Annotated in this window: 21 protein-coding genes; 15 read left to right on the plus strand and 6 right to left on the minus strand. The window is 66.1% G+C overall.

The window, feature by feature from the left end; translation table 11 throughout:
• Positions 1 to 52: 52 nt before the first annotated feature.
• The 8 genes from NA4_RS06430 (at position 53) to NA4_RS43605 (ending at position 8731) form a co-directional block, all read left to right on the plus strand.
• Positions 53 to 1045 (plus strand): UDP-glucuronic acid decarboxylase family protein, encoded by a 993-nt coding sequence (locus NA4_RS06430; RefSeq protein ID WP_067465347.1) that lies wholly within the window; start codon positions 53 to 55, stop codon positions 1043 to 1045.
• A complete protein-coding gene (locus tag NA4_RS06435; RefSeq protein WP_067465350.1) occupies positions 1042 to 2241 on the plus strand; it encodes a pyridoxal phosphate-dependent aminotransferase in 1200 nt (399 codons plus the stop codon). The genes NA4_RS06430 and NA4_RS06435 overlap by 4 nt, the downstream gene beginning before the upstream one ends.
• Entirely contained in the window at positions 2238 to 3590 is a 1353-nt protein-coding gene (locus NA4_RS06440; protein WP_067465353.1) for a UDP-glucose dehydrogenase family protein, read from the plus strand. The genes NA4_RS06435 and NA4_RS06440 overlap by 4 nt, the downstream gene beginning before the upstream one ends.
• A gap of 123 nt (positions 3591 to 3713) precedes the next feature.
• On the plus strand, positions 3714 to 4967 hold the full coding sequence (locus tag NA4_RS06445) for an ATP-grasp domain-containing protein (RefSeq protein WP_067465356.1): 1254 nt from the start codon (positions 3714 to 3716) through the stop codon (positions 4965 to 4967).
• Positions 4964 to 6229, plus strand: coding sequence for an MFS transporter (locus NA4_RS06450; protein ID WP_067465359.1), 1266 nt, complete (start codon positions 4964 to 4966; stop codon positions 6227 to 6229). The genes NA4_RS06445 and NA4_RS06450 overlap by 4 nt, the downstream gene beginning before the upstream one ends.
• A 511-nt stretch (positions 6230 to 6740) precedes the next feature.
• The gene (locus tag NA4_RS06455) at positions 6741 to 7613 is read left to right on the plus strand and encodes an alpha/beta fold hydrolase (RefSeq protein ID WP_067465362.1); all 873 of its coding nucleotides are present in this window, start codon (positions 6741 to 6743) and stop codon (positions 7611 to 7613) included.
• A gap of 478 nt (positions 7614 to 8091) precedes the next feature.
• Entirely contained in the window at positions 8092 to 8256 is a 165-nt protein-coding gene (locus NA4_RS43600; RefSeq protein ID WP_373862762.1) for a hypothetical protein, read from the plus strand.
• Between the two features lie 7 nt (positions 8257 to 8263).
• The gene (locus tag NA4_RS43605) at positions 8264 to 8731 is read left to right on the plus strand and encodes a helix-turn-helix domain-containing protein (protein WP_218022258.1); all 468 of its coding nucleotides are present in this window, start codon (positions 8264 to 8266) and stop codon (positions 8729 to 8731) included.
• A gap of 166 nt (positions 8732 to 8897) precedes the next feature.
• On the opposite strand, the gene NA4_RS06470 is transcribed toward NA4_RS43605, so the two are convergent.
• Entirely contained in the window at positions 8898 to 10010 is a 1113-nt protein-coding gene (locus NA4_RS06470) for a hypothetical protein (protein WP_067465372.1), read from the minus strand.
• The gene (locus NA4_RS40115) at positions 10007 to 10159 is read right to left on the minus strand and encodes a hypothetical protein (RefSeq protein ID WP_157128841.1); all 153 of its coding nucleotides are present in this window, start codon (positions 10157 to 10159) and stop codon (positions 10007 to 10009) included. The genes NA4_RS06470 and NA4_RS40115 overlap by 4 nt, the downstream gene beginning before the upstream one ends.
• A gap of 581 nt (positions 10160 to 10740) precedes the next feature.
• On the opposite strand from NA4_RS40115, the gene NA4_RS06475 reads away from it, so the two are divergent.
• Positions 10741 to 12732, plus strand: a complete 1992-nt coding sequence (locus tag NA4_RS06475) for a tetratricopeptide repeat protein (protein WP_169810988.1) — start codon at positions 10741 to 10743, stop codon at positions 12730 to 12732.
• 9 nt (positions 12733 to 12741) lie between these two features.
• On the opposite strand, the gene NA4_RS06480 is transcribed toward NA4_RS06475, so the two are convergent.
• Both NA4_RS06480 and NA4_RS06485 read right to left on the minus strand, forming a co-directional pair.
• Complete coding sequence (locus NA4_RS06480) at positions 12742 to 13230, minus strand: hypothetical protein (RefSeq protein ID WP_067465378.1); 489 nt, start codon at positions 13228 to 13230, stop codon at positions 12742 to 12744.
• On the minus strand, positions 13214 to 15604 hold the full coding sequence (locus NA4_RS06485) for a tetratricopeptide repeat protein (protein ID WP_157128842.1): 2391 nt from the start codon (positions 15602 to 15604) through the stop codon (positions 13214 to 13216). The genes NA4_RS06480 and NA4_RS06485 overlap by 17 nt, the downstream gene beginning before the upstream one ends.
• Before the next feature lie 265 nt (positions 15605 to 15869).
• Here NA4_RS06485 and metK point away from each other — a divergent pair, with 265 nt between their 5' ends.
• The 4 genes from metK to NA4_RS06505 all read left to right on the plus strand — a co-directional run bounded on the left by metK (position 15870) and on the right by NA4_RS06505 (position 20289).
• Entirely contained in the window at positions 15870 to 17057 is a 1188-nt protein-coding gene (gene metK / locus NA4_RS06490; protein ID WP_067465384.1) for a methionine adenosyltransferase, read from the plus strand.
• A gap of 37 nt (positions 17058 to 17094) precedes the next feature.
• Complete coding sequence (metG, locus tag NA4_RS06495; RefSeq protein ID WP_067465387.1) at positions 17095 to 18783, plus strand: methionine--tRNA ligase; 1689 nt, start codon at positions 17095 to 17097, stop codon at positions 18781 to 18783.
• A gap of 106 nt (positions 18784 to 18889) precedes the next feature.
• Positions 18890 to 19504 (plus strand): B3/B4 domain-containing protein, encoded by a 615-nt coding sequence (locus NA4_RS06500; protein WP_169810989.1) that lies wholly within the window; start codon positions 18890 to 18892, stop codon positions 19502 to 19504.
• Positions 19504 to 20289, plus strand: a complete 786-nt coding sequence (locus tag NA4_RS06505; protein ID WP_067465393.1) for a class I SAM-dependent methyltransferase — start codon at positions 19504 to 19506, stop codon at positions 20287 to 20289. The genes NA4_RS06500 and NA4_RS06505 overlap by 1 nt, the downstream gene beginning before the upstream one ends.
• Here NA4_RS06505 and NA4_RS06510 read toward each other — a convergent pair.
• Positions 20242 to 22035, minus strand: a complete 1794-nt coding sequence (locus NA4_RS06510) for an AAA family ATPase (RefSeq protein WP_157128843.1) — start codon at positions 22033 to 22035, stop codon at positions 20242 to 20244. The two genes, NA4_RS06505 and NA4_RS06510, sit on opposite strands and share 48 nt — an antisense overlap.
• Before the next feature lie 551 nt (positions 22036 to 22586).
• On the opposite strand from NA4_RS06510, the gene NA4_RS06515 reads away from it, so the two are divergent.
• Positions 22587 to 23387: a helix-turn-helix domain-containing protein gene (locus NA4_RS06515; RefSeq protein WP_157128844.1), complete on the plus strand. Its 801-nt coding sequence runs from the start codon at positions 22587 to 22589 to the stop codon at positions 23385 to 23387.
• A 740-nt stretch (positions 23388 to 24127) separates the two neighbouring features.
• Here the strand turns inward: NA4_RS06515 and NA4_RS06520 are convergent.
• Positions 24128 to 24595: a VOC family protein gene (locus tag NA4_RS06520; protein ID WP_067465402.1), complete on the minus strand. Its 468-nt coding sequence runs from the start codon at positions 24593 to 24595 to the stop codon at positions 24128 to 24130.
• A 112-nt stretch (positions 24596 to 24707) separates the two neighbouring features.
• Between NA4_RS06520 and NA4_RS06525 the strand changes: the two genes are divergently transcribed.
• Positions 24708 to 25709 (plus strand): helix-turn-helix transcriptional regulator, encoded by a 1002-nt coding sequence (locus NA4_RS06525; RefSeq protein WP_067465438.1) that lies wholly within the window; start codon positions 24708 to 24710, stop codon positions 25707 to 25709.
• Positions 25710 to 25751 lie beyond the last annotated feature (42 nt).

The following is a 25751-nucleotide window of genomic DNA, read 5'->3' on the forward strand; positions in this document are numbered from 1 at the left end:
GGGCCGGTACCACCGACTGTGGTCCGGGCCGTCATGAAAGGGAACACATTCGATGCATTCGAAACGAATCGTCATCACCGGCGGCGCCGGTTTCATAGGCTCACACCTTTGCGAACGACTGCTCGGAGAAGGCCACGCAATCGTGTGCCTCGACAACCTCTACACCGGGTCGCGGCACAATATCGAGCATATGCTCGGTCACCCTCGATTCGAATTCGTACGGCACGATGTCTGCGAGCCGTTCCATTTCGAGGCGGACCAGATCTTCCATCTGGCTTGCCCGGCTTCTCCAATCCATTACCAGCGCAACCCGGTTCGGACCATCACGACCTGTGTCGTGGGCACCCTGCATGCGCTCGAGGCGGCGCGGGCAGCTGGGGCACGGTTGTTCGTCGCGTCCACCTCAGAGATATATGGTGATCCCGCCGTGCACCCGCAGTCGGAGGATTACTGGGGTCAGGTGAACCCGATCGGCATCCGCGCCTGCTACGACGAGGGAAAGCGCTGCGCGGAGGCGCTCGCGTTCAACTTCTCGCAGCAATACGACGTCCCGATCCGGGTCGCGCGCATTTTCAACACCTACGGACCGCGGATGGACGAGAACGACGGCAGGGTGATATCGAATTTCACCGTCCAGGCGCTGCGCGGCGAGCCTATGACAATCTACGGCGACGGCACCCAGACCCGATCGTTCTGCTACGTCGACGACCTCGTCGAGGGCGCGGTCCGCCTGATGAACGCCGAGCACGTCACGGGGCCGGTGAACCTCGGGAACCCCGTCGAGGTGACCATCGAGCAGATCGCTCGGGCGATTCGGGATCTTACCGAGTCACGGTCCGAGTTCGCTTTCGCGCCCTTGCCACAGGATGATCCGACGCACCGGCGACCCGACGTCGCAAAAGCCCGCGGACTGTTCGACTGGAACCCCGGCATCGGCCTCGTCGAGGGACTTCGCCGCACCATCGCGGACTTCTCGCGTCGCCTAGGTCTCCCTGATTCGACGAGCGCCGAGGTCCCTCATGTGCACTGGCAGGTCAGCCGATGACAGCGCCCGAATGTCGCACACCTCGGTTTCTGGCCGAACGCCTGTACGGTCTGGCGTTGTCGGACATCCGGCGGATGAGCCGGGAGAGCGACCGCGTCGGAGCAATCAATCTCGGGCAGGGTATTTGCGATCTGCCGACACCACCCGTGGTCGCCGAGGCCGCGAAAGCGGCGATCGAGGCGAACCACAGCACGTACACCTACCCCGAGGGAATCCGCGCGCTTCGCGATGCGATCGCCGGTAAGCTGGTGCGTGACAACGGCATTCACGCCAATCCCGAGACCGAGATCGTGGTGACGCTCGGCGCGACGGGCGCGTTCGCGACCACGGTGAACGCACTGCTGAACCCGGGCGACGGCATCCTGGTAATGGAGCCGTACTACGGTTACCACCTCAATTGCTCGATCGTCGCCGGCCTCGAGCCACAGTTCTTGACCCTCACGCCGCCGACGTTCACCTTGACCGAGGAGACGCTGCGGGCCGCGCTACAGCCCAACACCCGGGCGCTGGTCATTTGTACGCCATCGAACCCGAGCGGCAAGATGTTCGACCGCGCCGAGCTCGAGGTGGTTGCGCGAGTGGCGCACGAGCGCGATCTGCTCATCATCAGCGACGAGATCTACGAGTACATCCGCTTCGACGGCAGGCCGCACATCTCACCGGCGACCGTGGGAGGCCTCGCCCCCCGCACGGTCAGCGTCATGGGTCTGTCCAAGACCTTCAGCATCACCGGATGGCGCCTCGGTTACGCGGTGGCGCCCGAGCCGATGGCACAGGCGATCGCGCTGGTCAACGACCTGTACTACATCTGCGCGCCGAACCCGCTGCAATATGGCGCGACAGCCGGTTTCGCGCTGCCCGAAAGCTACTTCGCCGGGCTCGCGTCGGACTACCAGCGCAAACGCGACACGCTGTGCGACGCGTTGCAGGCGGCCGGTACGGTGCCGATCGTCCCGCAGGGGGCGTACTACGTGCTCGCCGACATATCGGACTGGGGGTTCACCGGCTCGACCGGAGCCGCGATGGATCTCCTCGAGCGTGGGCGGGTGGCATCGGTGCCCGGCAGCGCCTTCTATCGCGGGACGACCGGCGAGTCCCTGCTGCGCTTCTGTTTCGCCAAAGACGACGAATCGCTGGCCGAAGGGTGCGACCGGATTCGGCAATTCGATCCACGGCCGCGAGGAACGATCCGATGAGGATTACCGTGATCGGTTGCGGCTACCTCGGCGCGACACACGCGGCGTGCATGGCCGAGCTGGGGCACGACGTGCTCGGGGTCGACACCGATCTCGAGAAGATCGGCATGCTCGCACAGGGCCGACCTCCGTTCTTCGAACCGAACCTCGACGACATCATGCGCCGCAACGTCGAATCCGGCCGGCTGAGATTTACCGGTTCGTATGCCGAGGCGGGCGAATTCGGCGAAGTGCACTTCCTGACCGTCGGCACGCCACAGCGTGCCGACGGCGGTGCGGACCTCGGCCAGATCGAGTCGGCCGTCGCGACGCTGGCGCCGCAGCTGGCCGGGCCGTGCGTCCTGGTCGGCAAATCGACCGTGCCGGTCGGCACGGCTGACCGGATCACCGCCAGAATCCGGCGTCTCGCACCAGCGGGAAACAGCGTGCGGGTGGCGTGGAGTCCGGAATTCCTCCGCGAGAGCCACGCCGTTGCCGACACCCTGCGCCCGGACCGCCTCGTCTTCGGCTTCGCGCCCGGAGACGAACCGGCCGAACTCGCGCTACGTGCCGTCTACGCACCGTTGCTGGCGGCGGGCGTGCCGGTGGTGGAAACCGACCTGCCGACCGCGGAACTGATCAAGACGGCCGCGAACTCGTTTCTGGCAACCAAGATCTCGTTCGTCAATGCCATGGCGGAAATGTGCGAAGCGGCTGGTGCCGACGTACATCAGCTGGCCGAGGCGCTGTCGTATGACACCCGCATCGGCGGGCAATTCCTCCAGCCAGGGGTCGGCTTCGGTGGCGGCTGTCTGCCAAAAGACATCCGTGCGTTTGTCGTCAGAGCCGAGGAGCTCGGGGCCGGTCAGGCTCTCGGCTTCCTGCGTGAAGTCGACGCTGTCAACGGCCGACGCCGCTCGCGGATGGTCGAGCTGGCCAGCCAGGCGTGCGGCGGATCGCTCGATGGCCGGCGGATCGGCGTCTGGGGCGCGGCTTTCAAACCCGGCACCGACGACGTCCGCGATTCTCCGGCGCTCGCCGTCGCGGCGGCACTGCACGAACGTGGCGCGAATGTCGTGGTCTATGACCCGCACCCACAGGCGAGAGCCAACGCGCTCAAGGCGCACCCGCAACTCGACTACGTAGACAACGTCGCCGATGCCGTGATCGGCACGCACGCCGTACTGCACCTGACCGAGTGGGGCGAGTTCGCCGATCTCGACCCCGCGCGGCTCACCGCCCTCGCGCACACACCCCAGTTGGTAGACGGCCGCAGCGGCCTCGACGCAGTCCGGTGGCGAGCCGCCGGCTGGACCTACCTCACCCTCGGCCGCTCCCCCGGCCCAGACATAGCGAAAGGCCAATCATGAAATTCTGTCAGCACCACCAATTTCCGGTCGGAAATGGGGCCGGTCCGTCGCCGATGGAGGCAGACCATGACCGGTGAGGCGATCGTTGCGTCAGCGCGGTCCAGTCGCGGCGGGGGTCGGGAAATGAAACCGACCCTGCTGCTCGTCGGCGGTGCCCGCGAGCTGCCGTTCAGTGTGGATCAGGGCGAGGCGGCACTGGCGCAGGCCGCCGCCCGGGGGATCCGCACGCTGGTCACCTCACCAGCCCTCGCGGCCACGCCCTCGATCGCGGCCGCGGCCGATGAGACTGCGGTCATGGGGTTCACCGATCCGGAGGCAACCGCGCGATGGGCGCGTCGGCGGGTCGCGGCGGGCGAGCCCATCGCGGCGGTGTACGCCCTGCTGGAAATGGCTCAGGTCGCGGCGGCCGACACCGCTGCGGCGATCGGTGTGCCGGGCAACCCGCCCGAGGTGATCCGCCGGATCCGCACCAAGGACGCGTGCCGGGCGGCGCTGGCCGCCGCCGGATTCGTCCAGCCCGCTGTCCGGCTCTGTACGAGCGCGGCAGACGCGCAGGACTTTCTGCGGGCGCACGCCGGGCCGTGCATCGTCAAACCACGCGATGACATGGGCAGCACCGGGGTCAGCCAGATCTCCTCGGTTGTCGACCTGTCCGCGGCGATGGCGCTGCTGCCCGACGCGCGGGCCTTCCTGGTCGAGGAGTTCGTGTCCGGGCCGGAGTTCAGTGTCGAGGGGATCTTCCAGGGCGGCCAGCCCATGGTCTTGGCCATCACCGCGAAAGAGACCGTCCCGCCGCCGTTCTTCGTCGAGATCGCACACACCCTGCCCGCGGACCTGCCCGAGCCGCGCCGCCAGGAGATCTGCGAAACGGTATCGGCGGCACTGCTCTCCCTCGGATTGCGAGTCGGGGCCTTCCATGTCGAAGTCTGGCTGACGCCACGCGGCGTCGTGCTGGGCGAGGTGCACGGCCGCTTCGGCGGCGACCGGATCCACACGATGCTCGAGTACACCATCCCCGGTATCGAACTGTTCGGGCTGATCATCGACGACATGCTCGGCAGACCACCCGCACCCGGCCCGTTCGAGCCCACCCGCGGCGCGGCGGTGCGCTACCTGACTCCGCCGCCGGGCACGGTCGTCGCGGTCGAGGGCTGGGACGAGGTCCGCGCCCACCCGGCGGTGCTGCACGCGGAACTCATGATCGAGCCCGGCGCCGTGATCCGCCCGCTGCGGGATTCCCTCGATCGGGTCGCGATGATCGTCGTCGGTGCGGAGACCTCGGCGCGGGCGCGGGAACTCGCCGAAGAACTGGCCGCATCCGTTCGGTTCGTGACCGCGGCCGACACCAGGCGGACCAAGGATTCGGCAACTGGATGAGCCACACCGCCAGCCTGCATCGCTGGACCACACAGGTACTTCCGAACGGTGGCCGTCCGGCCCGGCTCCTCGCGGCCGCCACGTTGGTGAGCACCATCGGCTTCGGCGTCTACCTCACCACCGGGGTGCTGTACTTCACCCGGGTGGTGCACCTGTCTGCGACCCAGGTGGGTGCCGGTCTGACCGTGGCGGGGGCGGTGGCGCTGGCAGCCGGGATACCGTTCGGTCACCTGGCCGACCGGCGGGGCGCGCGGTCGGTCTATGCGCTGACGCTAGGGTTCGGCGCGGTAGCAACGGCAGGCCTGTGCTTCGTGCGCGACTTCTGGATGTTCGTGCTGTTCGCGAGCCTCGTTACTATCGGACAATCGGCGGGGCAGGCCGCGCGCGGTCCGCTCGTGCAGGAGTACGGCGGGGAGCGCCCCGCCGAGTTCCGCGGGTACCTGCGCTCGGTCACCAACCTCGGTATCTCGGTGGGTGCGGTGCTAGCCGGCTGGGGAATCACCGTCGACACCCGCTCGGCGTACATGGTGCTGATCGCGGGCAGCGGTGTGACGTACGCGGTCTCGGCGCTGCTCGTGGGCTTGCTGCCCTACCTTGCGCCGACATCTCAGGGGACCGAGCGGCGATGGGTGGCGCTGCGGGACCGCCCCTACCTCGTGCTGACCCTGCTGGATGGCGTGATGGCGATCCAGTACTCCGTACTGACCACGGCCGTGCCGCTGTGGCTGGTGGACCGGATCCTAGCACCGCATTGGTCGGTGTCGATGGTGATACTGATCAACACCGTCGTCGTCGTCGCTTTCCAGGTCCGGGTCAGTCGCGGCATCACCACCCTCGCCGCGGGCGGGCGCGCGTTTCGCCGCGCGGGCTTCGCCTTCCTGGGCGCCGCCGTGCTGATCTCGCTACTGGTCGATGTCCCCGTGTGGCTCGCCGTGGCGTTGTTGCCGATCGGGGTCATCATTCACACGATCGGCGAGATCTATCACGCCGCAGGCGGTTTCGAGCTGTCGTTCGCTTTGGCTCCACGAAATGCCGTCGGCCAGTACCAGGGCATGTTCGGTATGGGCCTCGGCTACGGAATCACGCTCGGCCCCGCCCTGCTGATCACGTTGTGCATCGGGTGGGGGGTACCGGGATGGTGGATCGTCGGCGCCGTCTTCGCCTTGACCGGTCTGGTTGTGCCGCCGATCGTCCGCTGGGCCGAACGCCACCGCCCCTACCAGCAGGTTGGTCCAGCAGATGCCGAACCGAGCGAGTTGTAGGCACGACATCACCGCGCCGGAGCGGGTTCAAATCGGGGGTTGAGAGACATTGACGAGAAAAGTCACGCTAAGGAGTTACCGCAGATAGTGACACACTATGTGCGGTAACTGCTGAGTCGTCCTGGCGCTATGCGCATTCCGGCCGCTGGCGACTCGGGACAGAAGCACGACGGCGGTACCGCGGTGGTTGGATCGTCGGCGAGCGCCCGATCTGGCTCGGGTGTGATTCCGGAGGCCGGTCACCGCTTGTAGCGGTGCTCGAGCCCACCGTGAAGTAGTCCAGGTCGCCGGTCGGGCGCAATACGACGTGCTACAGATGGCGCTCGGCGGGCACACGGTTCGCGTATTCGGGTGGCGACGAACCAGGTGCGTGCGCCCAACGCCTCACCCGCGTCGGGGGCGTGTCGTCGCGTGCCTACAACCAGGTGTCGAGGGTGGTAGTGGTGAGGCACTTCCCGATTCGGGCCTGACCGTCGCGGGAACGCTGTGTACTCCGCAGGGCGCTCGTGCAGTGCAGATCCTGCTGCACGGCTCTACCACCAACCGCAGTTACTGGGACTTCCCGTACCGATGGCCGACATATTCGTATGCGCACGCCGCGGAGGCCGCCGGGTTCGCGACGTTGCGGATCGATCTGCTCGGGTCCGGCGCTTCCTCTCACCCGCCGAGCACTGCCCTCGGCTACGGTGACCAGGCGGATGCGGTCCATCATCTGGTGTCCGCCCTGCGAGACGGCAGCTTCGACGGAGCTCGGTTCGACACCGTCGCGATCGTCGGTCACAGCAGTGGTTCGCTGGTGGGTCTGCTCGAAGCGGCGCGCTATCACGACGTCGACGCACTGGTCGCCACCCCGTTCACCCCGATGTTCAATGTCGACGACATCCTCACTCGCCTTGTGCCGAATCTCGTTCCCTCCGTGCTAGATCCGCGATTCGGCGGATCCGGTCTCGACGTCGGATACGTGACCACGAGAGCCGGATCACGCGCGATGTTCTACCACCCGGCCGATACCGATCCACAGGTCATCGCCGCCGACGAGAAGAGCAAGGACACCACCGCTATGCCCATGCTGGCCACCGTCACGCCGGGGACCGTGTTCGAGGCGATGCAAGCCATCGACATTCCCGTCCTCACCGTGAACGGAGCCGACGATCCGTTCACCTGCGGATTTCTCGCCTCGGACTGCTCGTCGTCGACTGCCCTCGCCGCGTCCGGACGCGCCGTCTTCGGGCCCGCGGCCGTAGTCGAGGCCGAAGTAGTGCCGCACAGCGGACATAACCTCGCACTCGAATACACCGCTCCGGTCACCGCGCAGACGATCCTGTCGCTTCTGACCCGCCACCTCGGCACAGGACATCCCCGCACAACCGAGGCCGACCGCTGATGTCCGAGAAGACGACCCTCCGCAGCCGGGACTATCACCAGACCATCGTGCGCGGGCCCGACCCGGTCACGGTGACCGCCGCACTCGCCGGCTCCGGGCGATTGTCCGGCTACGTCGCCTACGAGCGCGAGGGGCGAATCCACCTCGGCGCCAACCCAATCGGATCGGTCACCGTCGACCGGGACCATATTCGTTCCACCCTCGGGGGAGAGTCCACCCAGGCGTGGAGCGGCACGTCGTGGCCGCTGGTCGGGGCCGCGCTCGAGCACGCGCCGGTGCGTGGCTGGCGTGCTTACGGGTGGGCCTGTTTCGAGCTGGCGCATCAGCCCGCGGCATCGCACGACGTGCTGGCGCACGTGATGATTCCGGGCATCGAGTTCGACATCTGCGACGACGCGGTGCTGATCCGCACCTGCGAGTCCACCGACGAGCGGCGGTCGGAGTGCCGCACGGTCAGGGGGAAAAGGTCTGCGCCGTCGTGGTTGTCGACGGCGAGACGCCGACCCTCGCCGACCTGCGCGGGTTCCTCATCGATTGCGGACTGGCCTCCTTCAAACTCCCTGACATGATCCGCAAGGTCACCAGCCTACCTGTCACCGCCGTCGGGAAGATCGACAGAAAAGCACTGCGCGCACAGCCCTGATCATCTGATGACTCTGGGAGTATGTGCCGACACTGTCCGGAAGTGGCGTAAACGGTTCTGCCGCAACGGGATCAAGGATCTGGCCGACTTGCCTCGCAGTGGCGGGCCGCGAGCGTTCGCCGCAGGGTCCTCGCCGAGGTCAAAGGCCCTGGCGTGTGAGCTGCCGGCCTGGTCCGGGCTGCCGCTGGCGCGCTGGAGCTGCCCGGAACTGGCGCGCGAGGCGGCGACCCGAGGCATCACCGACCGGATCTCGACCTCGACCGTGCGGCGCTGGCTGGCCGACGACGCGATCAAGCCCTGGCAGCATCGGTCGTGGATCTTCCCCCGCGACCCTATTTCGCGGTCAAGGCCGGCCGAGTGCTCGACCTCTACGCCCGGTTCTTCGACGGGCAACCACTTGGCACCGACGAATTCGTGCTGTCGGTTGACGAGAAACCTGGCGTCCAGGCCAGAACGCGCAAACACCCCAGCCTAAACGCACCAACTGACCACACCCCACACGGACCCGAAGGACGTCGCCAATCGTCGGTGCAGCCGCTGGTGCAGTATCGCGGCGGCATTGCTTCGGTGCGCAGTCATCCGGATCGGAGCTTGCCGCCGACGCGGGCTGGGTGTGAAGCTGACTGTGTCTACTGCGCCTATCAGGTACGGGGCACGAACGCGTCAAGGATGGTGCGGAGGCGGTCGTCGCATGCCGAGTCGCCGCTGACCCAGGCACGGACCTGATCCACGAAGGCGTCGCTGCGCCGGGCGAGGTCTACGTAACACACCGAGTGCTCGACCGAATCGAACCAATTCGGACCCGTGGCGGCACGGTCCGCGAAGGCAGCCGCCTGCCGACATATAGCGGTGATCTGTATGCTCCGGATCCCCTCACGCAGCCGGGGGTCGTCATAGGGCGAACTGACCCGAGCCGGATCGATGTGCTCCAGTGGACGAGGGTCATGGCGAGCGCGTGGCGCATGGGGTTTGCCGTTCGGGCCGAACCCAGTTGGGCTGCAGTGGCTTCCCTGCACCAGACGCTCGACCGCGAGTATTGCGGTGCGGTGCAGGAATGTGAGCCTTTTGTCTGCGGGCAGCGTAGCACCAACCGCATTGCCGTTGCTGCTGTCCACGGCGTCGAGATGCAGTAGGTAGCCTCGTTTGCTGCCCGGGTGCGGATCCGCCGCGGCGGCGGCGTGGAAGGCCAGGTGCCCGACGAAGGCGGTCTGTGGGTAGACAGCGGCCAGCATCTCCTGGATACTGCCCTTCAATCCGGTATCGACCAGGTGGACCACGGAACCGGGTGCGCCGATCGGGATACCGTTGGCCAGAAAGTAAGCAGTGAGCCGATGCCAGGCCGCCCTGAAGTCGCCGCTCCAACGCGCGTGCTGGCGAAATGGCTCGACGTCCGGAAATGCGGCGCTGGTCGAGTTCTCTAGTGCGCACAGTGCGCTGTGCACGAGCGACCGCGACAGATACATCGGGACACAATGTGCCGCATAGAATTCAGGCGCTAGCGCGGCGAACGCATGGCCGAAGGCGAAGCCGTCGCGCCCCTGGAACACAACTGCCGCGCCGGGAGTGCTCCGAACCGCCGCAGTGATTTCGGGCAGCATATCGACGGCGATCTTGGTGATGAAGGGCGCCAGGTACTCCTCGGCGACTGCGGCGACGTCCCGAAAAGCACGGGTGCGCTCAGGGGAACCGAGGTCGAACGAAGCGGCGAAGATGTTGTACGTCAGCGGATCCAGTCCGATCGGAGCGGCGTTCATCGCGCCACCAGCAGGTTCGCCGCCTCGGCGATTCTGGTAACCAGGAGGCGGATGGCCGCCGCTGTCTGTGGCGCGGCCGTGCGGTTCTGCTCGATGGTTTCGATCAACTCAGCGAGCGCTTCGTGCACGACGTCGAGTGCGGCACTCACCAATCGAAGGTTGATGTCCGGTCGATCAGGCGGCGAAGTAGCTGTGACGGCGAGACTGCTTCGCGTCGGTTTCTCCGATGCTCCGGGCGACGCGTGGTCTGTCGGGTGGCAATTTTGTTTCGGCATAGACGTAGAGTCGGTACGGAAGCCGATGTCCGGCAATCGTGTCCGGCGACCGCTGGTGCCGGACTGGCCGGTCGATGCTGGTTGAGCCGCTATGGTGTCCGGCGATTTTGTCCGGCGCCGGTGCGAGTGGTTCGGAGGTAGATGTGGCTCGTCCGGGGCCCGGTGCCCGCTCTCGATTTCACGCAGCAATCGAGCGTGCGGTGCGCCATCTGGGAGGCGACCGGGCCGCCGCGAATCTCAGCGGAATCGGTAAGAGCGTGTGGTACGACGCCAAACGGGGACGGGCAATTCCGGATCGATCGGCCACATGGCCTGCGATGCGGGCCGTGTTGGCAGATATACCCGCTGCGGTCACCAGGGTCGAAGACTGGGACGGACTGTACGAGAGGGTCCTCGCTGACAGCGGTCGATCCGTGACCGCGTCTGCGAAACAGCGTCGTGACCAGGTGTCTGCTGTGCCGCGGCAGTTGCCGCCCGGGGTGCGGAAATTCGTCGGACGCGATGACCAGCTTCGAGAGCTGGACGAGCTGCTGACACGGCCCGGCGATGCCGGTATTGCGATGGCGGTGGTCACAGGGCGACCTGGTGTGGGTAAGACGATGCTGGCGGTACGGTGGGCAGGTCTACGGGCCCACAGATTTCCGGACGGGATTCTGTATGCCGATCTTCGGGGTTGGAGTGTCGGGGGCCCGGCGCGTGCGGAGGAGATCTTGCCGGGATGGTTGGGCGCTTTCGGCGTGGACCCGGCAACGGTCCCGGATGACCTGCATAGCCGTTCGGCCTTTCTCCGGACGGTACTGGACAACCGGCGGGTTCTGCTGGTCTTGGACAACGTCCGCGCCGAGGAACAGGTGCTTGCGCTGTTGCCGGCTGCGCCGTCGTGCGCGGTGCTGGTGACCAGCCGGTATGCGCTGACCGGGTTGGCAGTCCGGTACGGCGCCGAGATCGTGCGTGTGCCTCCGCTGTCCGACGAGGAGTCGCTGACCCTGCTGCGCGGATCCCTCGGCGACCGGGTCGGCGAAGGAGACGACGTGTCGTCTCTGATCGCGACGTGCGCGGGGCTGCCGTTGACGCTTCGGATCGTCGCGGAAACAGTGAAGGCGCGACCCCCTGCACCGCTCGCTTCGTTCGTGACCTGCTTGGCGGACAACCGGCGCCGTCTCAGCATTCTGGAGAACGAGGATCCCAGCTCGGACCCCCGCACCATTGTGTCGTGGTCCCACCAACAGTTGCGCGACGAGGTGGCATCGACTTTCGAGCGGCTGGGGCTTGTCCCGGGCGCCGGTGTTCATCCCGATGCCGCCGCCGCGGTGGCGGGGGTGACCCCGGAGACCGCTGCTGGTCATCTGCGCGTACTCGACCGCGCGCACCTGATCACGCGGAACGCCGACGATCGTGTCGAACTGCACGATCTCGTCCATCTGTATGCCGCCGAAGTCGCGGAGAGCTCTCCTCGCGCCGAGCCGGCGATTGTGGCACGACAGCGGCTGTTCGACTACTACCTGCACACGGCCCGTCGGGCCGATGAACTGATCGAGCCTCTGCGATATCGCATCGCGTTGCCTGCGATCACGGTCGAGGCGACGTCGTTGGGTACCCCGGAGGAGGCGCTGTCGTGGCTGGAGGCCGAACGTTCGACGATGGTTGCTCTGTGCGCACAGGACCACCCCGCACTGGACACCGCGCGCTGGCAGCTGGCATTTCTGTTGCGCGGCTATTTCTTTCGCACCAAACGTCTGTTCGAGTGGACCGACAGTCATGAGCATGCGGTGCAGGCCGCGGTCCGGGCCGGTGACCGTCTCGGCGAGGCGATGACCCGCAGCAACCTCGGAGTGGTGTGGCATCAGCGCGGTGACGACAACGCGGCGATGGCGCAATACCGCATTGCCCGCCAGCTGTTCGAGGAGCTCGGCAACATCCACGGGTTCGCGAACACCTCGGCGCACGAGGCAGCCGTTCACCGACGTCGCGGTGACTTCGCCGAGGCGATCCGGCTGGACCGGGCGGCGCTCGAGATCTATCGCGAGGTCGGAAACCACCGCAATATCGCGATAACACTGCGCGGGCTCGGCATCTCGGAATCATCGCTGGGACAGGTCGACTCCGCTGTCCAGTACCTCGAGCAGTCCCGGAGTCTGTCACGTGAGCTGGGCATGCACATGGATGCCGCGCGGGCGGCGAACGGGCTCGGATGGCTGTATCTGCGCGCCGGGCAACCCCGCGCGGCCGACGAGGCGTTTCGCGACGCGATCGAATCCGACGCCCGATCGGTTGGTCGGTTCGAGACGGCGATGGCGTTGCGTGGGTTGGGCGCGGTGGCGGTCTCAGGAGGTCGGATCCTGGATGCGAGGCGGTATTGGGCCGAGTCGCTCGAGATGCTCGAGGCGATGGGTTCACCCCGGGCCGCCGAGGTACGCGCCGATCTGGCCGGGTTACCTCCGGTGTGAGGAGATCGCTCAGCCGTCCTGATCGAGGCGCTCGGCGATCCACTGGTGTATCAGGTTCGCGACCTGCACATCGTGCGGGCCGACATCCCCGGTTTCGGCGGCGTCGGCCAATCCCTCGTAGGCATCCTGAGCGAGTTCTGCGGCGGCTTCGAGTTGCCCGTCGAGGTGATCGGCGAAGGCCAGCGCGTAGGCCAGATAGCTGCGTGCGACCAGGGTGCGCGGGTCCTCGTCGCCGAAGGCCTCGGCGCGATGTCCGTGCAGTGCCATCGCCGCTTCGATCAGGTCGATCTCGTCATCGACTCCATCGCCAGCGAGGCGGACACCATTGGCGGTGACGGTCTCCGGCAGGTCGGCAAGCTCGCTGTCCGCAGCGGTGCCACCGCGCAAGCGCCCGCGCATGAGATTCGCCAGCGTCCCCATGGTGTCGCGATGATCGGGGCCTTGGTTTTCGAGACGACGCCACAGCAGCAAGTCGAAGGTGTCACCGGTCTCGCTCATCGATCTCCTCCTGCACGATCAGCATGTTCTCCATGGCATCCAGTGTGTCGGGATGGTCGAGCCCCAGTGTCCGTGAGCGCCGCTCGTAGACGTCGGTGATGATCGGCAAGGCGCGCTCGCGGTCCCCCAGCGCCCGATAACTCAACCCGAGACCGTGGAGTGCGTCCAAGGCGTCCCGGTCGTCTGGTCGGGCGACAGCAGACCAACGGTCGCAAGCCGCGATCCACAGGCGGTGCGCGACACGTCGATGGAAACGTCGCTGCTCCGGCGAGTGACCGAGGTGGCCGCGGTAGATGGCGAGGTTATTCCAGGCGACCAGCGTTTCACGGTGCATGGGCCCGAGCCGACGGTGACGTCGCCGTCCTCGGTAGACCTCCACCTGCATGTCGTATGCCTCGTCGTGGTGGCCCATCTTGTGTTGTAGGACGGCGAGATTGTTCAGTGCGGTCAGTGTCTCGGGAGCGTCCTTACCGCATTCGGCCGTCAGCAGGTCTACCAGCTGGTGCTCGAGGGTCGACGCGGTTGTGTATTCGCCGGAGTATTCGTGCGCCACGGCCAGCCCATTGAGAGCGACACAGTGGGTGTGCATACCGACCGCTTCGACCGGACAGGCGTCGTAGAGCAGCTGGTATATCTCCAACGCTCGACGATCGAGGTCGATGTGTACTCGCCCTGCTTCGTTCAGCAAGTGCAGTTCGTCGTCGCCCACCTGCCAGCGATCACCCGCTACGCCGAACCCGGCGACAGCACGAATGTGCGGGAGATACTTCCTGACTTGTGGGTGCCTTCCACTCTCGCGGGTGTTCTCCATTGCAGCGGTGAGTTCGATCAGCCCCGCATCCCGGAACCGCTTGCGCCGCGGCGCGGGTCGAGCCAGCAGCCGAACCGCTCGCGCGACGAGCGCGTGCATTCGGTAGTCCGGACCGTCGGTTTCGAGCAGGCTGCGCGCGGAAGCAGTCGCGATTCCCGCGCCGATCTCCTGCTCGCTTGCATCGGTCACCGAGGCCACGATCGAGGCGAGTAAGGCGCGCGGGATCGGCGCCGCAGCGAGGGTGCTGGCCGCGCTCAGTACGTCTTGACCGGCGCGGCCCAGCGTCCGGAAGGAACGAAGCACGGTGCGGCTGAACGGAACAGCGCACCCGGCAGGGAGGTCCGGTGTCCACTGCGCAATTTCGAGTTCGTCGGGTTCGGTGGAGGATAGCTGCTCGAGCAGCTCTGCATACCCGGTGAACTCCGCGGTGGTGGTCAGTCCTGCAGCGATGGTCAGGCCCAGGGGATGCTCGCCCAGTATCGACACGATGTCGCGGACCGCGCCTCGCTCCGACCGCTGCGCCGGCCGATACGCGGTGAGCAGGCCAACGCAAGAGCTGGGATCGAGTCGGTCCAACGCGATGGTGGCGGAGGCGTACCGTTCGGGGTTGCGCGTGGTCACCAGCGTTCGGCCTGCCGCGGTCGGCGCGCACATCGCTACCACATCTTCCGGGTCCGCTGCCGCGGGGATGTCATCGAGAATCCACAGATAGGGCCAGCCCCGCTGTTCCAGTTTCGCGGCGACATCCTCCGGTCCGCCGACCTCCAGACGTTTCGCGATTTCGGCCAGGTGTTCCTGGTAGCGGCTCTGCAGCGCATACCGTGACTGTGCGTCACTGCGGTCGCCGCTGCCGCCGAAATCGAGTACGAACACCCCACCGGGATGGTCTCGCCCGAACACGCGTGCGTAATGCAGGCACACCGACGTCTTGCCCTGGCCTCCCGCACCGGTCACGGAGACCACGGGAAGCCCGCGATCCCGGGTGCGCTGCCGCGCACGCAATCCCGAGTGGATATCCCACAACTCGGCATAGCGACCGCGGAAGAATCGCTCGGTCGGGCGCTCGCGCGGATACCAGTCCGGCTGTGGCATCCCTGTCGGGGCATCCCCGAACACCCCGTAGTGGGCATCGACATTGGCGATGATAGTGCCCGCCAGCTCACCGGGTGGCAGGCCACCGAAGGGCAGCCGGTGAACGGTCAGTTGCTTGGGCCGCACCTCGTCGGCCGAAATCCCACGCGCGATCGCCATCACCCGCGAGGTGTCTCCGTCGTCGAGGTAGTGCGACGCCAGCAACGCGACGTGCAATTCCTCACGGCAGTGCGGGCTGATCGGAAAGTTTTCCGTCATCAACGCAACCAGCGTGCGCGAGTGCGCCAGCGCATCGGAGATCGAAGCCGACAACGGCGCCCAGTCCTCGCCGGTGATGACATCCAGGAACACCCGCATTCCACGATCCACGAGTTCGGAGTAGAGGGCGTGAGCGATGGCGAGATCCTCGGATTTGTAGCACAGGAACACGTGGTAGAAGTCGCCCGCAGTTTTGGGCGGAGGATTCGTCATCCGGTATTCGTGCGGGGCGGTATCGCGAGACACAGTGTGGGCAGGTTCGTTCTTGGGACTGCGCGGCACGCGGCGACTCTAGCTCGATCGGGAACACCCGCTCGGGGTTTCGGCATCAGTCCGGCTGCGATCGTCGAAGTACCGTCGAAGACGCGCAATCGCCACTTCCGGGTTCGGCGTGGACTTCCGACCATTTCGACACTGTTTCGACACTCGACGTGGACGCTGGCGGCGAACGCTCCAGCGACCCCCATCGAGGTAGGCAATGTCTCACTACATCAGCAGCGAATCGGTCAGCGAAGGTCACCCCGACAAGATCGCGGATCAGATCTCCGATGGCATCCTCGACGAATGTTTGCGGCAGGATCCCGCCTCCCGTGTCGCGGTCGAAACGGCATTGAAGTCGAACCTCGTTGTCGTGGCCGGGGAAGTCCGAACCACCGCTCTCGTCAATCCGCACGAGGTGATCGAGAAGACGATCGAGCGAATCGGTTACACCGACGACGCCTATCGCGACTCCTTCGCGTGTGAACCCGGCAACCTCCAGGTGCTGACCGCACTGGTTCGCCAATCCCCGGATATCGCGCAGGGCGTCGACAACGCGAACGCCCTCGATCAGGGTGCGGGCGACCAGGGCATGATGTACGGCTACGCCTGCGACGAGACGGCCGAACTGATGCCGCTGCCGATCGCTGTCGCGCACCGACTGGCGGCAGGCACGACTAAAGCCAGGAAGGCCGGCGAGATCGCGGGATTGCGACCCGACTCGAAGGCGATGGTCACCGTCGCCTATGCAGACGGGAAGCCCATCGGCGTGCCTGCCGTCGTCATCTCCGTTCAGCACGATGCCGCGGTGGACGTCGGAGGGGATCTGCGAGATCAAATTCTCGAGTCGATCGTTCGGCCGGCGATACCGGACGAGCTTCTTGACGATGACCTGCGCCTCATCCTCAATCCGACCGGCAAATTCGTCCTGGGCGGCGCGTACGCCGATGCGGGCGTGACCGGCCGAAAGATCATCGTCGACACCTACGGGGGCGTGGCCCGGCACGGCGGTGGCGCCTTCTCGGGCAAGGACCCTTCGAAGGTCGATCGCTCGGCGGCCTACGCCATGCGCTGGGTCGCGAAACACATCGTGGCTTCCGGTGCCGCGACGAAGTGCGAGGTGCAGGTCGCCTACGCCATTGGAGTTTCGGAACCCGTCTCGGTGATGATCGAGACCTTCGGAACCGAGCGGGCCGATCCGCAAAAGATCGCCAAGGTCGTGCGTGAACTGTTCGATCTCCGTCCGGCGGGAATCATTCGCGACCTGGATCTGTGCCGGCCGATCTATGTCGACACCGCCGCGTACGGCCACTTCGGCAGGACCGAGCCGTCCTTTCCCTGGGAGCAGACCCGCCACACCGCGGAAATGGCCCGAGCACTCGGCCTCGAGTCGAGCCCGAACCGATGATGCACCGGCTGGTACCCCGACGTCACCGAGGAGCTACATGTCGCGATTCCTGATAACCAGCGCCCTTCCGTACATCAACGGGGTCAAGCATCTGGGGAATCTAGTGGGATCCATGCTGCCCGCGGATGTCTATTCCCGCTTCCTGCGAGCGCAGGGCCATGAGGTGCTGTTCGTCTGCGGCACCGACGAACACGGCACGCCCGCCGAAGTAGCGGCGATCAATGCGGGCGTCGGCGTCAAGGAGTACTGCGACACGCAGTTCGAACGACAGCGCGGACTCGGCGACAAATTTTGGCTGTCCTGGGATCATTTCGGACGCAGTTCCTCACCGGAGAACCACGAGCTCACCCGATACTTCTCCGATCGGCTGGACCGCAACGGATATCTCGAGGAACGCGAGATCAAACAGCTCTACTCTCCATCGGACCGTCGTTTCCTGCCCGACCGATATGTCACGGGGACCTGTCCCCAGTGCCAGTACCCACGGGCGCGCGGTGATCAGTGCGAGTCGTGCAGTCGGCTGCTCGACCCGCTCGAACTGGTAGATCCGCGATCGACGCTCTCCGGTGCGACGAACCTGGAGGTGCGGACGACCCGGCACCTGTTCCTCCGGCAGAGCGCGTTCGAGGACCGGCTGCGCCGCTGGATCGACACCAGGCGGGCGTGGCCGACGCTGACCACGTCCATCGCGCGGAAGTGGCTCGACGAAGGACTGCGGGACAGGTGTATAACGCGGGATCTGGAATGGGGTGTCCCGGTCGACCGGCCGGAATTCGAGAACAAGGTGTACTACGTCTGGTTCGACGCGCCGATCGAGTACATCGGCGCGACCCGAGAATGGGCGAGCCAGCATACCGATGACCATCGCGACTGGCGATCGTGGTGGTACAACGCCGCCGACGTCGTCTACACGCAGTTCATGGCGAAGGACAACATTCCGTTCCATACCCTGAGCTTCCCCTGCACGCTGCTCGGTAGCGCTGAACCGTGGAAACTGCCGGATTACATCAAAGGGTTCAATTGGCTGACCTATTACGGCGGAAAGTTCTCGACGAGTGCGAGTCGGGGAATCTTCATGGACGATGCCATCGCGTTGCTGCCACCGGATTACTGGCGATGGTTCCTGATCGCCAACGCGCCCGAGAATGACGATGTCGATTTCACCTGGGAAATCTTTGCGGATACTGTCAACAAAGATCTTGCCGATGTGCTGGGAAACTTCGTCAATCGAGTATTGACATTCACTGACAAGCACTTCTCGGGCGAGGTGCCGACCGCGGGAACGCCAGGAGCCCCCGAAGAACAGCTGGCCGACGAGGTGCGCACGGGGATCGCCCGGTATACCGCGGCGCTGACAGGGCTCAATTTCCGGGTGGCGGCGGCGGAATTGCGACATATCTGGTCACTGGGCAATCAGTACTGGGATGTCAAGCGACCATGGCACACTCTATCCTCCGACCCCGACGATGCGGCGTCGACCGTGCGAACCGCGGTGAACCTCATCTCGGCCATCTCGGTTCTATCGGCACCAGTGATACCGCAGACCGCGGCGGCGATCAGCGCGGCAGTGCACGACGTCCCTGCCCGAACCGGTTGGCCCGGAGCCGATCACGAATTGAACCGGATTCGCGCCGGGGCTCGGATCACCAATCCGGGCATTCTTTTCACGAAGGTACTTCAGGAACAGGTCGAGGCATGGCGCCAACGGTTCGGCGCCTCGGAGTGACCCCCGGCTATCGCCCGGCCCACCACAACCAGGAGGAAAACGCTTGATTACACTCGAAGTCGAGTCCCGGGTAGAAGAGCTCGGTATCAAGGCGATCGCGTTCGCCGTGTCCGGCCTGCAGGTACCCGGGAGCCACAGCGAGGCTCTCAGCGCCGAGATCGAATCCGTGGAACAGGCCCTGTTGCACGCGTCGAGTATCGACACCTTGAAACACGAGCCATATCTCAAATCCTTCCGTGACGTGCACTCCTCCCTGGGCGGTGCCGCCAAGGGCGAACTCGCGGCGCCCGAGGTGCTGCTGCGGGCACTGCATCGCCGGGGAAGGCTGCCCCGGATCAACGCGCTCGTCGACATCTACAATCTCGTCTCCGCCGAGACACGGCTGGCTTTCGGGGCTCATGACCTGGCCGAGCTGTCGGGGAACCTGCGTCTGGCGATGACTACCGGTGCCGAGCGTTTCGTGCCGCTCGGCGCCGAAGAGCCCGTCGAGGTATCGGCGGGCGAGTATGCCTACCTGGACGACGAGGATGTGTTGTGTCGCCTGGAGGTCCGTCAGTGCGAGAAATCGAAGGTGGACGCCAGCACGACGGACTGCCTGTTCGTAGTGCACGGCAGTCCGATGCACTCGCATGCGCAACTGATGCAGGCCGAAGAACGTCTCGTCGAACTTCTGTCGAAATACTGCGGCGGACGAGATCCCGTCGACGTGAGAAGAATCTGATGCCTGCGACGAACCGCCCGTACACCCGATCGCTTCGGGAGGAACCGACGCTCGCCCACCGCCGACGGCACTGGGACAACCGAGCCATGGCCTACGACGCGGACTTCCTGCAGGCTCCGATTCGTAGCGCCGTTTTGGACGAACTTTTGCACGGGCTACCGCAGGGTCCGTGCACCGCTCTGGACGCGGGGACCGGCAGCGGCCGAGCGCTCGAACGTCTCATCCAGAACCTGCACCCCGATTCGGAGATCGTCGGCTGCGACATCGCTCCCCGCATGCTGGACGCGGTCGCGAAACGGATCGAACCCAGCCACGCCGGACGATATACGCTCGTCGAGGCCGACAACGCCGCCCTGCCCTTCGAGTCCGGCTCATTCGACATCGTTGTATCCACCTTCACCATTCACCACGTTCCACCGTCACGGCAACTACGGGTACTGCAGGAATTCCGGCGGATCCTGGCTGCGCGGGGGATCCTGCTGCTCGCAGACCAGATCCAGCCCGAGCCGCCGCTCGACCGGACACAGATGCGCGCCGCGGTCGCCGAGACGTTCTATCCTTACCTGAGCCGGGGCGACGCACTGCGGAAATTGTCGGAATACGGCGAATGGCCCCTCGGCACCGACGAGTTCACGACACTGCTCGGACGGGCCGGATTCCGTGCTCGGGTGGTCACGCTGAGCCGCATTGTCGCGGCGATTCACGCGACGCCGACAACAACGCTGTGGCCGGATCTGTCACCGCACCAAGCGGTGCGGCGGTCGCTCTGCGGCGCCCGGTGCTGATCCGCTCGGATCGCGGTGTTGCCCCGGACCGCCGAGAGCGGTGAGCGATCGTGTCAATTCGTGCCGGACCAGCGCGATTCGTGGATAGGCGACGCGGGCCGCGACGGGCCAGTCGTTCAGCACGTCGAGCAGCTCCGCGCCGAAACCGCCGACCACCGCAGCGCCCCAGGTGCGATTCACGATGTCGACGGTGCCGGGCGTCGGGCCCGCGGCGCGGAGATGGTGGAGTTGTTCGCCGATCCGCCCGCTAGCCCGCTGGAGGTCCGCCGCAATGGCATGCTGGGCGCTCGCGTCGACGTCGAGCATTGTGTCGAGCAGGACCGCACGGACCGACGCGGCCAGCCGGTAACTCCGGCCGGTCCCGGGCACCGTCTCGAGGACATGCTGCCGAACAAGAAGTTCGACGGTCTCGATCGGCGGGAGGAACAGCCCACGCGCCGCTTCCCACAGCGACGACACGGGCAGCGGAGTGCGCACCACGCTCATCGCCAGCACCAACGGGAACACCACCGACGTCACTTCGCCGAGATGATTCGCGAGCACGTAGTCGTACACCCCCTTGCAAGTGGAAGGTCTCGACAGCGCTCGATCGACGTCGGCCTCGCCATCTGCGTGGTGAAGAACGTGTTTGACGAACAGGCGAAGCAGCGCGATATTCCCGGCAGTCAGCAGGTGCAACTGCTGGAAACGGCGGTCCGTCAGCCGCACACCCGCCGCGGATACGAATTCCCGGCACTGCTTTTCGGTACAGCCGCCCACGGTCACGGGGATGTCCTCGCCAAGAAGTCGCGCCGGAACAGTGCGTCCGATCACGATCACTCGGCTGCGACTGTCCGTCGCGCGCAGCCGATCGAACAGCCGGGAGAGGAAGGCCATGGTCGCGCTGTCTCGGACTGCCCGGTGGATGTCGTCGAGCAGCAGCAGCGACGGTACCCGGTCGAAGGCTTCCGCGATCGCGTCGGCCGAACCCGGCACGGGGCGCGCGGCGACCTCGATGTCGCTACGTGCGACGTGGTCCGCGATCGCCCCGATCAGCGGACCGGCCTCGGCGGCAGCCTCGCGGCCGAACGTCCACCGGACGACCTCGTAGCCGGATCCTTCGGCGGCGATCGTGCCCAACCATGACTTCCCCGTTCCCGGTGCACCGTCGACACCGACGACCGCGGCTCGCCGAAGGCGGCCCAGTATCCCCTTCACCTCATCGGGCCGGTGTACCGGTGCCGGGCTGCGACCGGCCGGAACCCGTACCTCGGGTGTCTGGGAAATCGCCGTCGCCTGGATCAGGTCGCGTCCCTGTCGACCGATGCGGTCGGCGTCGATTCCGAGATCCTTCATGGCGGTCTCCGCGTCGCGGAGGACGAGTACCGCGGCCGGGCGGCTACGTTCGAGTGTCAGCTCGATCAAGGTCAGCCAGACCTGTTCGTTCTCCGGCTCGTATTTCAGGAGTCGGCGCAGCAGGTCTTCTCCGCCGTTCGCGTCACCGGCCGCGATCCGCCGAGCGGCGAGCGCGTGCAGTCCTCGGCGCAGGTTCTGTTCGAGAAGACGGTAGGCGGGGTGTTCGTCGGGAAGCTGCGAGGTCGCGCCGTCGGGCCACAGGCCGACCGCCTCTTCCCACAGGTCCGGCCGCTTCCGTGCCTGGACACACAGGTCGTGGAATCGCCACACGTCGACTTGCTCCCGGCCCACCGCCAATCGGCACACCTGCGACTTGTCGAAGGCGGTCGGCACGTCCTCCGGGAGTTTCATCCGCAGATTGTGCAGCTGGCTGTCGAGCTTCCTGCTGAATCGTTCCCCGGGCCAGACGCTTTCGTGGAGCTCCGACTTTGCGACATATTCCTTCTCTACGAGAAACAGCACGAGGTTCGCGAACAGATGCCGCTCTTTCGGCCGCAGCAGTATTGGGGTTCCCTCGTGGTCGTGGACAGCCCATTGACCGAGCAGTCGAAACCGCAACTGTCCTCCCTCCAGTACTCCCGATGTGATCAGTTCTCGTTTGTACTGGCGACAACGATTTGCCGGGCCCGCCGACGGTCAACAAAGTGTGGCTGCGGTCAACTCGTCGATCCGGTGATCGTCCAACAGCGGCACACGCCCCGCCGCAGCTCGTGACGGGTCTGGCTGGCTCCGCTGGTCGAGTTGGCGCGCAGCGGTTGCGGGGCGAGATATCTGCCGCGAGACGACGACACATGTCCTCGCGGCCGAGCGTGAGAGCGTGGTCCGAAAGTGGGCGGAACCGAACGACTAGAATCCCGGACGACGATCTCGCCCTCGTACCAGCTGTCCCGGAGGACCGTGCCATGCCACGCCCGGAGCGCCCTCTCGACCCCTCGGCCGGCCCCGTTCAAGCCTTCGCCGCCGAGCTACGGCGGCTGCGCGTGGAAGCCGGTAATCCCAAGTATCTCCAAATGGCTCGGATGACCGGTCGTTCTCGCACGGCGCTGTCGGAAGCCGCGGGCGGCGACCACCTGCCCACGTGGGAGACGACCGAGGCTTTCGTCAGAGCCTGCGACGGCGACGTCGATGCTTGGCGAATCGAATGGGAACGGGTTCAAGGGCGGTCGAACGGGCTGATCGATCCGCCGCTGGCAACGCGCCCTGCTGCGGAATCGATTGTTGAAAGGCGCGTGCAGCAACGAGTGTCGCAGTCGCCCGACAGCGCCGATGTCCTGCTCCGGATGTGGGGCGAACAGCGGGCCCAGGGCCGTCAATCCGAGAACCACCGTGCGATCATCACCATCCTCGTGGTCATCGGCGCCATCGGCGGACTCGGTTATGTCGCGGTGCAGAAGGACAACGGACTCGACAGTGTCGTGGCATGGGGTGTCTGCGCACTTGGGTTGTTCGGCGCGCTCGTTTCCGCCAAATACTTCGAACGCTTCAAGATGCACATGGACGCCGCGCAGCGCCTGCGCAAGCGGCTGGACGCACTCTTTCCCGAATTGTTCATCGAAGACGATTGGCTGGCCAACCGGCTCAGCCACGAACGCAACTACAAATTGCTCTCCCGTATCCGGCTCGAACACCTTTGGGTCATCGGCCATCTCGGGATAGCTACACTCGGTGCCGCCGTCGCGATCATCGAAGTGGCCCGTGTCTGATCGCCCGAGAGGGCTGGCCCAGGCCGCCGTCCGCAAGTTTCGCCCGGTGGAACAAAATGTCACCGCATCGGTGACGGCTGTCGGATCCGGACGCGCCGCTGGCCGGTTGGGCGGCTGCTGGTGATAGGGAGTGACATGGCATTGAACCGCGATTCGCCACCCTGATGATCCGTTCGACCGGACCACCGCCGATGATGGGGTGGTCCGATGTTCGGAGATGTCTGCCAACCAGAACCGATCCGGAGCCTCGGCCGTGAAAGTGCGTTGGGCCTCGGCCTGGTCGAAGCGATGCTGCTCCTGCATCACCCAGCCCCAGATGATGGGGTACCTCCACTGGTCCGCGCTCGAGTCGATCCAGGTCGAATGACGATCTGGAATGCACCGGCCAGTTTGTTCATACTCACCCCGCGCCATGCTGCCGACCACATCTGGGCCTGGTCACGCTGGCGGCGACGCCGCCAACACCAGGCGATCAGGGGAATACAGACCGGTTGAATACAGGTCGCTACCAGTCACTACCCTCGCTCATAACCTTTCCTGGAAGTCTCATTTCCCGTCCTCGGTCCGGATGCTGACCGAAGTGGCCGTCAGGTCGAGCGCGACGTGCGTGCCGAGCGGCGTGTGCGCCACGCGCGGCTCGCTGGAGGCACCCGAAACTGCCTGTGCTGCTGGCTATCCCGATTTCGCGCGAGGGGCACCCCGGGGTGCGACCGGATCGGTCGCACCCCGGGGTTATGGCGTCAGGCCTGGGCGTACTCGGCTGCGACGTCGAGGATCCAGGTGATGCCGAAGCGATCGCGCAGCATCCCGAACCCGGGCGCCCACTGCGCCGGGCCGAATTCCTCGATGACGCTTGCCCCGTCCGCGAGGCGTTCCCACAGCGCGCCGACCTCCTCGACGGTGTCGCCGCGGACGGAGAGGAAGAACGGTTCCGTGGTGAGGGTGGCGCCGTTCGCGCGGCGGGTGGTGGGCGCGCCCTGGGCGACCGGTGCGTCCGCACCGGGCACGTCGTAGGCCATGACCCGGAAGCCGTTGTCGGCGATGACCTGACCGAACACCACCTTGGTTGCGTCGGGCAACTCGGCGGGCATCCCGAAGTCGCCGTAGGTGGCGATGGTGGTCTGCCCGCCGAACACCGACTGGTAGAACTCCAGGGCCGCACGGGCCTGACCGTGGAAGTTCAAGTGGGCGACAGCGTTTACCGGCATGGTGATCGGTCCCTTCGGAGGTGATTTCGCCGCCGGAGGGTTCCGGCGACAACGCCACCCTGTCAGCAGTACCGGTCAGAGAACGTCCGCTATTTATGGCAGCCTGGTCACCATGCCGACCGCCTCTTCGAAGGTGACCTCCCGCCGCCTGCTCTCGCTGCTGTCGTTGCTGCAGGTCCGCCGTGACTGGCCGGGAATACTGCTCGCCCAGCGGCTGGCTGTGAGCGAACGCACGGTTCGCCGCGACATCGATCGGCTGCGCGAGCTCGGTTACCCCGTCCAGGCGGTCAAGGGACCCGAGGGTGGTTATCGGCTCGGGTCGGGCAGCCAGCTGCCCCCGCTGCTGTTCGACGACGAACAGGCGGTCGCGCTCGCGGTGGCGTTGCGGATCGCGGTCGGGACGGGAGCGGGTATCGAAGAGGCCGCCGCACGCGCTTTGGCGACTGTGCGGCAGGTCCTGCCGTCCCGCCTTCGGCAGCGCGTCGACGCCCTCGAGGTGACCGCGGTCGAATCGGCCGGACGCGGAGCCGATCCCCAGGTCGACACCGCCGTTCTGCTCGCACTGAGCGCCGCCGTCCGGTCCGCAGAGGAGCTGCGGCTCGACTACCGGTCGGCGGCAGGGCCGCAGGATCCCGGGTTGCGACCGGCACGGCGGGTGCAGCCGCACCACCTCGTGGTCCGGGGTGGACGCTGGTATTTGATCGGATGGGATCCCGAGCGGCAGGATTGGCGGATCTATCGTGCCGAACGGATGGCGCTGCGCGTCCCCAACGGGCCGCGCTTCACCCCCAGGCAAGTGCCAGGTGGCGACGTCGCCGCGTTCCTGTCCGCCCGGTTCAAAGGCTCCGACAGCGCGAACATCTGGCCCTGTCGCGGTGAGGTGATCCTCGACCTCCCCGCCGCACAGGTGGCCCCGTTCGCCGGCGACGGAATCGTCGAGGAACTCGGCCCCGCCCGAACCAGACTGCTGACCGGTTCCTGGTCCTGGGCCGCACTCGCCGCGACGCTGGCGCGTTTCGACACCGAAATCGAGGTCATCGGCCCGGACCCACTGCGTGACGCCTTCGCCGCTCTGTCCCAGCGCGCCGCACGCGCCGCACGCCCGGGGTCATAAGCGTGTTCGAAGCATCGGGCGAGCCGCGCGGCGACAGCCTTA

Origin of the sequence: Nocardia amamiensis NBRC 102102, from assembly GCF_001612745.1 — a bacterium.
GTDB lineage: Bacteria > Actinomycetota > Actinomycetes > Mycobacteriales > Mycobacteriaceae > Nocardia > Nocardia amamiensis.